Annotated in this window: 8 protein-coding genes; 6 read left to right on the top strand and 2 right to left on the bottom strand. The window is 66.1% G+C overall.

Features of this window, described 5'->3' with window-relative positions; all coding sequences use genetic code 11:
- A partial coding sequence (locus tag EET13_RS25005; protein WP_136623248.1) for a PE family protein occupies window positions 1-438 on the bottom strand: 438 nt, incomplete at its 3' end.
- A 300-nt stretch (window positions 439-738) separates the two neighbouring features.
- Between EET13_RS25005 and purB the strand changes: the two genes are divergently transcribed.
- Genes purB through EET13_RS24990 form a run of 3 tightly spaced genes read left to right on the top strand, consistent with a single transcriptional unit; the run spans window position 739 to window position 4,408 of the window.
- A complete protein-coding gene (purB, locus tag EET13_RS25000) occupies window positions 739-2,154 on the top strand; it encodes an adenylosuccinate lyase (RefSeq protein WP_122444782.1) in 1,416 nt (471 codons plus the stop codon).
- Window positions 2,151-3,419 (top strand): cytochrome P450, encoded by a 1,269-nt coding sequence (locus EET13_RS24995; protein WP_122444781.1) that lies wholly within the window; start codon window positions 2,151-2,153, stop codon window positions 3,417-3,419. Before purB ends, EET13_RS24995 begins: the two co-directional genes overlap by 4 nt.
- Window positions 3,416-4,408: a tellurite resistance/C4-dicarboxylate transporter family protein gene (locus tag EET13_RS24990; protein ID WP_122444780.1), complete on the top strand. Its 993-nt coding sequence runs from the start codon at window positions 3,416-3,418 to the stop codon at window positions 4,406-4,408. Before EET13_RS24995 ends, EET13_RS24990 begins: the two co-directional genes overlap by 4 nt.
- Here EET13_RS24990 and EET13_RS24985 read toward each other — a convergent pair.
- Window positions 4,405-5,025: a hypothetical protein gene (locus EET13_RS24985; RefSeq protein WP_122444779.1), complete on the bottom strand. Its 621-nt coding sequence runs from the start codon at window positions 5,023-5,025 to the stop codon at window positions 4,405-4,407. The two genes, EET13_RS24990 and EET13_RS24985, sit on opposite strands and share 4 nt — an antisense overlap.
- 55 nt (window positions 5,026-5,080) lie before the next feature.
- On the opposite strand from EET13_RS24985, the gene EET13_RS24980 reads away from it, so the two are divergent.
- The 3 genes from EET13_RS24980 (at window position 5,081) to EET13_RS24970 (ending at window position 9,122) form a co-directional block, all read left to right on the top strand.
- A complete protein-coding gene (locus tag EET13_RS24980; protein WP_122444783.1) occupies window positions 5,081-5,974 on the top strand; it encodes a phosphoribosylaminoimidazolesuccinocarboxamide synthase in 894 nt (297 codons plus the stop codon).
- Window positions 5,971-8,085, top strand: a complete 2,115-nt coding sequence (locus EET13_RS24975) for a S9 family peptidase (protein WP_122444778.1) — start codon at window positions 5,971-5,973, stop codon at window positions 8,083-8,085. Before EET13_RS24980 ends, EET13_RS24975 begins: the two co-directional genes overlap by 4 nt.
- Before the next feature lie 143 nt (window positions 8,086-8,228).
- Window positions 8,229-9,122, top strand: a complete 894-nt coding sequence (locus tag EET13_RS24970) for an FkbM family methyltransferase (RefSeq protein ID WP_122444777.1) — start codon at window positions 8,229-8,231, stop codon at window positions 9,120-9,122.
- Window positions 9,123-9,713: the final 591 nt, after the last annotated feature.

Here is a 9,713-nt window from a genome sequence, read left to right as displayed (position 1 = left end):
GCCCGCGCCTCCGTTGCCGTACAACCACCCGCCGGCCCCGCCGGCGGCCCCGGACCCCGCCGCCGCGTTGGCGCCGTTGCCGATCAGCGGGCGCCCGGTAGCCGCCAAGAAGGGCGCGTTGATCGCGTTAAGCAGCGGGCTGGTTATCGACGCGGCGCTGGCGGCCTCGGCGGCCGCATAGGACCCCGCGCCGGCGGTCAAGGCCTGCACAAGCTGGTCATGAAACGCCGCCGCCTGCGCACTCACCGCTCGATAGGACTGGGCGTGCGCGCCAAACAACGCCGCCACCGCCGCCGACACCTCATCAGCGCCCGCGGCCAGCACCGCCTCGATGTTGCCCGCCGCCGCGGCGTTGGCCGCCCCCATCGTCGAACCGATTCCCGCCAAATCCGTGGCCGCTGCGGCCATCAACTCCGGCACCGCGACCACAAACGACATCGGACACCTCCCACTAGGCCATGACCCAACAAGCCAGGACGGACACCCGGGAGACGCCCCGGGCCACCATCAACCCTTGGGCAGGAGCGAATCATATCGCCGTACGGGGTGTGAAATCCCGATTTCGCCTTGATCATCCAAAATGGCCGTGCCTCACCTAAGAATGCGCTTACCGGCGAATGCCCTGCCCCTTAGCGAAGTCAAGTGCTTAGGCGGCATCGGTTGACCGGCGAGGAGGACAGCTCGCTGAGGAGCCGGGAAATCAAACCAGGGCCGCGCCCGACCGTAAGCTGTGTCTTCGTGGGCATTCCGAACGTGCTGGCCACCCGCTACGCCAGCGCCGAGATGGTTGCGATCTGGTCGCCGGAAGCCAAGGTGGTCGCCGAGCGGCGGCTCTGGCTGGCGGTGCTGCGGGCTCAGGCCGAACTGGAAGTGGCGGTTCCGCAGGCGGCGATCGCCGACTACGAGCGGGTGCTCGACGATGTGGACCTGGCCTCGATCGCCGCGCGGGAGCGGGTGCTGCGCCACGACGTCAAGGCCCGCATCGAGGAATTCAACGACCTCGCCGGTCACCAGCAGGTGCACAAGGGCATGACCAGCCGCGATCTGACCGAGAACGTCGAGCAGCTGCAGATCCGCCAATCGCTGGAGTTGGTTTTCTCTCACGGCGTGGCAGCGGTGGCCCGGCTGGCGGAGCGATCGGTGGCCTACCGCGACCTGGTGATGACCGGGCGCAGTCACAACGTCGCCGCCCAGGCCACCACTTTGGGCAAGCGTTTCGCCTCGGCGGCGCAGGAGATGCTCACCGCGTTGACCAGGCTGCGAGAACTGATCGACCGCTACCCCCTGCGTGGCATCAAAGGCCCGATGGGCACCGCGCAGGACATGCTCGACCTGCTGGGCGGTCAGCCGGCCAAGCTGGCCCGACTCGAACGCCGCATCGCTGACTTCCTAGGTTTCACAACCGTTTTGACCAGTGTCGGGCAGGTGTATCCGCGCTCGCTGGACCACGACGTGGTGTCCGCGCTGGTGCAGCTTGGCGCGGGTCCGTCGTCGCTGGCGCACACCATCCGGCTGATGGCCGGGCACGAACTGGTCACCGAAGGTTTCGCACCGGGACAGGTCGGCTCGTCGGCGATGCCGCACAAGATGAACACCCGCAGTTGCGAACGGGTGAACGGGCTGCAGGTGGTGCTGCGCGGGTATGCCTCGATGGCCGCGGAAATGGCCGGAGCGCAGTGGAACGAAGGCGACGTCTTCTGCTCGGTGATACGCCGAGTTGCGTTGCCGGACAGCTTTTTTGCCATCGACGGACAACTGGAGACATTTCTGACGGTCCTCGACGAATTCGGCGCCTACCCGCGGGTGATCCAGCGGGAGCTGGACCGCTACCTACCGTTCCTGGCGACCACCAAGGTGTTGATGGCGGCGGTGCGCGCGGGTATGGGCCGCGAGAGCGCGCACCACGTGATCCGCGAACACGCGGTGGCCACCGCACTGGCCATGCGCGAGGGCGCCGAGCCCGACCTGCTGGACCGGTTGGCCGCCGATCCGCGGCTGCCCCTGGACCGGCCGGCGCTGGACGCTGCCCTGGCCGACCGCGCGGCGTTCACCGGAGCCGCCGCCGACCAGGTCGACGAGGTGGCCGCGATGATAGCCGAGCTGGTAGGCCGCTACCCGGACGCCGCTAAGTACACACCAGGAGCAATCCTATGACTCTCGCGGGCGCGCTCTCGAGCATCGACTTCACCGACCTGGACAACTTCGCCAACGGATTCCCGCACGACCTCTTCGCCGTGCACCGCCGGGAAGCGCCGGTGTACTGGCACCAGCCGACCGACAACACCCCCGACGGCGAAGGCTTCTGGTCGGTCGCCACATACCCGGAAACGCTTGCGGTGCTGAAGGATCCGGTGACATACTCGTCGGTCACCGGCGGCGAGCGGCCGTTCGGCGGCACGCTGCTGCAGGACTTGGCCATCGCCGGCCAGGTGCTCAACATGATGGACGACCCGCGGCACGCCCAGATTCGCCGGCTCGTCAGCTCCGGGCTGACGCCGCGGATGATTCGCCACGTCGAGGACGACCTGCGGGCCCGAGCCCGCCGGCTGCTGGACGCGGTGCGGCCGGGCGAACCGGTCGATTTCCTGGTCGAGATCGCCGCCGAACTGCCCATGCAGATGATCTGCATTCTGTTGGGAGTGCCGGAGTCCGAACGGCATTGGCTGTTCGAGGCGATCGAGCCGCAGTTCGACTTCGGCGGCTCCCGCAAGGCGTCCCTGTCGCCGCTGTCGCCGGTGTTGGTTTCCGAAGAAGCCGCGCAGGCCGGGTCCCGGATGTACGCCTACGGCCAGCAGTTGATCGCGTCCAAGCGCGCCGACCCCACCGACGACATGTTGTCTGTCGTGGCGAACGCGATGCTCGACGATCAAGATGCGCCGGCTCTGTCGGATCTGGAGCTCTATCTGTTCTTCAGCCTGCTGTTCAGCGCCGGCGCCGAGACGACACGCAACGCGGTGGGCGGTGGGCTGCTGGCGCTGGCCGAACACCCCGAGCAATTGCGGGCGCTGCGCAACGATCTCGAGATGTTGCCGACGGCGGTCGAGGAGATGGTTCGCTGGACCTCGCCGTCGCCGTCCAAGCGGCGCACCGCCACCCGCGATGTCAGCCTGGGCGGACACTCTATCCGGGCGGGGCAGAAGGTACAGATCTGGGAGGGTTCGGCCAACCGCGACGCCGCCGTGTTCGACCACGCCGACGAGTTCGACATCACCCGAAAGCCCAACCCGCACTTAGGGTTCGGCCAAGGTGTGCACTACTGTCTGGGCGCCAATCTGGCTCGGCTGGAACTGCGGGTGCTGTTCGAGGAACTGCTCTCCCGGTTTGGTGGCGTAGAAGTCGTGCAGCCGGTCGAATGGACCCGCAGCAACCGCCACACCGGTATCCGCCACCTGGTCGTGGAACTTCGTGAGGGGCAGTGACGATCCGGCTCGCCGATGCCGAGCCCTCACCGGATGTCTTCGCCGCGGTGATGGCGACAGGAATCCTGTCGATCGCTGCACGCGATCACCATTACCGGGGGCTTAGCGACTCGCTGGGCGTGCTGGCCACGCTGGGATTGCTCGTCCTTGTCGCCCTGGTACTGGCCACCGGGGCGTTGTCCTCCCGGTCCTCCTGGAACTTCGAAGATCCCGATGTGACGTTGGGACTGTTCACCTTCGTCGCCGCCTGCGCGGTGCTGGACAGTCGCTTGGCATCGCAGCGAACGGTGCTGCGCATCCTCGGCGTGGTGGCGCTGTCGTCGTGGCTGACGCTGGTTGCCCTCACGGCAAAAAACATGTCGGGCCGCGGTTGGGCGGGACTGCGGGACCGGGCGCACGGGGCCTGGGAGTTGGCCAGCGTGGGCACCTCGGGTCTGGCGATCGTGGCCGCGACGGTGGCGCGCCGCGAGCCCTGGTGGCTGTGGGTGGCCGGGCCCGTCTGGGGGGCCGCGCTGTGCAGCTACGCGCTGATGACGTCGCTGATCCTGTGGCGTGCGGTCACCGAGCGCCAGGATCTCGATGGCTTCGAACCCGATACCTGGATTTTGATGGGCGGCCTGGCCATCGCGACGCTGGCCGGTGACACCATCCATGCTGCGGCTCCGGCCTGGCTGGCCGGACCGGTGCTGGTGGTCACCATGGTCACCTGGGTGGTGGCCACGCTGTGGATACCGCCGCTCGTCTATTTCGGCCTGCACCGGATCGGCCGACGCCCCGACATGCTGCGCTTCGCCGGGGTGTGGTGGGCGTTCGTGTTCCCGCTGGGCATGTACTCCGCGGCCACCTACGCCATGGCGATCGAGCTGGACCGGCGGTCCTTGATCACCGTTTCGCTGGTCTTCTTCTGGGACGCGTTGACGGCGTGGCTGATCGTGGCCATCGCCGGATTGCTGCGTGCCGGGCGTGCGATCGCGGGAGGCCGCGGTTAGCGCGTGCGCAGCCTGATCCCGGCCGCCCGCAGTTCGAGTGCGGCCAGGCCCCGGATGGTGGCGGGATCCTCACGGCGCCAGCCGCCGACCGGATCCGCGCTGACGGCGGCGAGCTTGGCCGGCGACCGGTTGGCCAGCGCCCGCAGGGCCAGCAGCTGCTGACCCGCCGCACTGGCCGCCAGGGCCGTCACCGTCACCTTGCGGCGGAAAAACCGCAGCCGCAAGAACAGCCACGGCATGGCGACGGCGAGGATGGGCGTCGCGGCCACCGCCAGCGCCAGCAGCACGGCCAGCCAGCTCGCGGTGGTGTCCAGGTTATGTCCGGCGCCGGCGATGTCGAGTGCGGCCTCGCTGGCGGCCGTGATCGGCTTGCTGACCGCGTCACCGACCAGCGGGATGTGCGACGCGCCGTGGCCCGCCGACGCCAGGTTTCCGGCAATGCCGCGCGAGCCGTTCTCAATTTGGCGGCCCGCCTCGGCGATGGTCGAGATGGCGCTGTGGACGGCGATGCCGACCAACACCCACAGGGTCGTCCACGCGGCAACGCTGATATCGCTGAACAGCTGAATGGCCAGCCGGACGGGTCTGGTCGAGTAAGGCAGAAACCGTGATCGCATAGCACTGATACCAGCACAGCGTCCGGTCCGAGTGCCCCGATAGGCTGACCCGATGCTGCGTCCCGCACTGTCCGACTACCAGCATCTGGCCAGTGGCAAAGTCAGGGAGATCTATCGCGTCGACGACGACCACCTGCTGCTGGTTGCCACCGACCGGATCTCGGCGTACGACTACGTCCTGGACAGCACCATCCCCGACAAGGGCCGCATCCTGACCGCGATGAGCGTGTTCTTCTTCGGTCTGGTCGACACCCCGAATCACCTGGCCGGACCGCCCGATGATCCGCGCATCCCCGATCAGGTGCTGGGCCGGGCACTGGTCGTGCGCCGCCTGGAGATGCTTCCGGTGGAATGCGTGGCGCGCGGCTATTTGACCGGCTCTGGTCTGCTCGACTACCAGGCCACCGGAAAGGTCTGCGGAATCGCCCTGCCGTCCGGGCTGGTCGAGGCCAGCAAGTTCGCCGCACCGCTGTTCACCCCTGCGACCAAAGCCGCGCTGGGCGACCACGATGAGAACATCTCGTTTGCCCGGGTGATCGAGATGGTCGGCGGAATGCGTGCCAACCAGCTGCGCGACCGAACCTTGCAGATCTACGTTCAGGCCGCCGATCACGCCCTGCGGAAAGGGATCATCATCGCCGACACCAAGTTCGAGTTCGGTATCGACAGCGGCGGCAACCTGCTGCTGGCCGACGAGGTCTTCACCCCCGACTCGTCGCGGTACTGGCCGGCCGACGAGTACCGGCCCGGAGTGGTGCAGAGCAGCTTCGACAAGCAGTTCGTCCGCAATTGGCTGACCAGCCCGCAGTCCGGGTGGGACCGCGGCGGTGACCAGTCACCGCCGCCACTGCCCGCCAGCATCGTCGAAGCGACACGCGAACGTTACATCGAAGCCTACGAACGCATTTCGGGTTTGCGCTTCGGAGACTGGATCGGACCAGAGGCATGACCGAGCACGCCGCCGCGCCGGTGGCCAAGCGGGTGGAGACTCGGCGGGAGCACCACGGCGACGTCTTCGTCGACCCCTATGAATGGCTGCGCGACAAAGACAATCCCGAGGTGATCGCCTATCTGGAGGCGGAGAACGCCTATACCGATCAGGCGACCGCTCATCTGGAATCATTGCGGCGCAAGATCTTCGACGAGATCAAGGCGCGCACCAAGGAGACCGACCTGTCGGTGCCCGCCCGGCGCGGCGACTGGTGGTACTACGCCCGCACCTTCGAGGGCAAGCAATACGGCGTGCACTGTCGTTGTCCGGTTGCCGATCCCGGCGACTGGGATCCGCCGCGGTTCGACGAGAACACCGAGATACCCGGTGAGCAGGTGCTGCTCGACGAGAACGCCGAAGCCGAAGGGCGCGACTTCTTCGCACTTGGCGCGCTGACCGTCAGCCTAGACGGCAACGTCCTTGCCTACTCCGTCGACGTCGTCGGTGACGAGCGATACACACTGCGGTTCAAGGATTTACGCACCGGACAACGTTATCCCGACGAAATCGTGGGCATCGGCCCCGGAGCGACGTGGGCTGCAGACCACCGCACCGTCTACTACACCACCGTGGACGCCGCGTGGCGCCCGGACATGGTATGGCGCTACCGGCTCGGCCCGGGCGCCGCGTCCGAGCAGGTTTATCACGAGTCCGACGAACGGTTTTGGCTTGCGGTGGGGCGCACCCGCAGCAACGCCTATGTCGTCATCGCGGCGGGATCGTCGGTCACCTCCGAGGTTCGCTACGCAGACTCGGCCGACCCGGCAGCACAATTCGCGGTCGTGCTGCCGCGCCGCGACGGCGTCGAGTACTCGGTCGAGCACGCGATCGTGGGCGGCCAGGATCGCTTTCTCATCCTGCACAACGACGGTGCGGTCAACTTCACGCTGGTAGAAGCCCCGGTTGAGGATCCGGGCCGGCAACGCACCCTGGTTGCGCACCGTGAGGACGTCCGGCTCGACGGCGTGGATGCCTTCGCCGGCCACGTGGTGGTCAGCTACCGGCGTGAAGCGTTGCCCCGGATCCAGTTGTGGCCGCTCGACACCGAGGGCGGCTACGGCGCACCGGAGGAGATCGCCTTCGACTCCGAGCTGATGGCGGCCGGGCTGGGTCCCAACCCCAACTGGGACTCCCCCAAGTTGCGTGTCGGCGCGGGATCTTTCATCACTCCAGTGCGGATCTACGACATTGATCTGGTCACCGGCGGGCGCACCTTACTCAAAGAGCAGCCGGTCCTGGGCGGCTACCGTCGCGAAGACTACGTGGAGCGCCGCGATTGGGCGCACAGCGACGACGGGACTCGGATCCCGGTTTCGATCGTGCACCGGACCGGCATCGAATTCCCGGCGCCCGCAGTCGTCTACGGCTACGGTGCGTACGAGATCTGTGAAGACCCCCAGTTTTCCATTGCCCGGCTGTCGCTACTGGACCGGGGAATGGTGTTCGTTATCGCGCATGTTCGCGGCGGCGGCGAGATGGGCCGCTTGTGGTACGAGCACGGCAAGGTACTGCACAAGAAGAACACCTTCACCGATTTCATCGCGGTGGCAAAGCATCTGGTGGGTTCAGGGCTGACGCGGCCGGAGCAGCTGGTGGCTCTGGGCGGCAGCGCGGGCGGCTTGCTGGTGGGCGCGGTGGCCAACATGGCGCCGGAGCTCTTCGCCGGAATTCTGGCGCAGGTGCCCTTTGTCGACCCGCTGACCACCATCCTTGATCCTTCGTTGCCGTTGACCGTTACCGAGTGGGACGAATGGGGAAACCCGCTGAGCGATAGCGATGTCTATGCATACATGAAGTCGTACTCACCGTATGAAAACGTGGCGGACAAACCGTACCCGGCAATCCTGGCGATGACGTCGCTCAACGACACCCGGGTCTACTACGTGGAGCCGGCCAAATGGGTTGCAGCGCTTCGCCACGCCAAAGCCGACGGCAATCCGGTGCTGTTGAAGACGCAGATGAACGCGGGACACGCGGGGATCAGCGGACGATACGAACGCTGGAAGGAGACCGCTTTCCAGTACGCGTGGCTGTTGGCGGCCGCCGGGTGTGGCAGCGAGGTCGGATAGCGGGCCGCGAGCGTGACGTTGCAGTCACATTCGGACCCGAACGTGACTGCAGCGTCACGTTGCCAAGCCGCGACGGTGCCAGCATTGCGTTGCTCAACCGCATGGGAGCGGTATGATCTGCGGGTGAATCCGAGCGGAAAGCGATGACCTATCGCCGGCGGCTTCGCCAACTCGCACAACGTCTTTCCAATCGCAAGGTTCGCCAGTCGGTCGGCCGTCGCACAGTCATGCGCGACGTGCAGGGTGTTTCGCTGGCGATGCCACGATCGCACCGGCTTCCGGACCACGTTCGCCTTTTCCCCAGGTACGGTCAGAATCTCGTGGATCTGGCGGTCAGCCTCGGTGAGATCGACCAGCCTCTCGGCGTCATCGACGTCGGTGCGAATATCGGTGACTCCGCGGTGCAGATCCTTACGAAAGTTGACGCCCGCGTGCTCTGTGTCGAGGCGGACCATGAGTACCTGCCGTACCTGAAACGCAATGTCGGGTCCGACGACCGCTGCGTGATCGAATTCGGGCTTCTAGTCACCGATAAGGGCGAGGCCTCGGGTCTCGGCGCGATCCGCAAGGGCGGCACGACCCGCTTCGCCCAGGGCGGCGCACCCGTGCCGGCTGCCGCACTGACCGTGACCGAACTGCGGATTCGTCACCCAGAATTGCCGCCAATCCGGCTTGTCAAATCGGACACGGACGGCCACGACACGACGCTGATCCCGGCGCTCGCGCGGGCATACTCAAGTTCTCGCCCGGTGCTGTTCTTCGAATATGATCACTACCTCTCCCGCATGGCGGGCGTAGCCGACCCGACCGCTGTTTGGGGGAAGCTCCGGGATGCCGGCTACTCGTTTGTCGGCATTTGGGACGATTTCGGCGAGCCGATTCAGGTCGTGTCGATCGATGAGGTGCCAACCATCGCCTCGGTTTTGGACAAGTCAGTTTCTGACCGCGGATACCACTACTGGGATGTCGCGGTCGTGCACGCCGAGGACAGCGCGGGCAGGGTCGCACTGGAGCGGCTCTTCGCTGCGGGCCGCTGAGATGCAGACGCTGGATGGATCTCGATCAGCGACCCGACACTGCTCGTGATCTCACCTTCGCCCAGAACAACCAAACCGCCTACCGCACAGCGCCGCCAGCCGACGCGTGGCCGGCGATATCGGCATCAGTGCAATTGGCAGCTGGTCACCAGTACCGTGTCAGGCAGAACACATGAAACCCAGGTATAAAGGCTTTTCAGCTAATGCGGCATTGCCAAGCACGTTCCCGCGTTCCCGCAAAAGGAGGTGAACACAAGATGCGTAAGTTTACGCTCAAGCCCGTTGCGTTGACCCGGACAGACAGGACCAGCGCAACCCCATTCTGGTACCCCGAGAGATAAGCCCGGGAGGCTGTTGATGGATCCAGCCGGAGGTCGGTTCATGAACACTCGCCGAAGGTGGATCTGGGTCGAGACCAGGAGCAAATGATCGATGCGGCTGAGGCGGCGGCGATGTCTCGTTTGTTATTGGCATGCCGCCGCCTTTGTCGTACATGGCTATCCGCGCCTGTCACCTCTTGAGCTGCACCCGGTTGCCGTTGAGATGCTCGCCGCCTTTGACGACTGGATTGAACTCGACAGGGCTATGGAG

The sequence above is a fragment of the Mycobacterium attenuatum genome (assembly GCF_900566085.1).
Classification (GTDB): Bacteria; Actinomycetota; Actinomycetes; order Mycobacteriales; family Mycobacteriaceae; genus Mycobacterium; species Mycobacterium attenuatum.
This window is presented reverse-complemented; position numbering and strand designations above follow the sequence as displayed.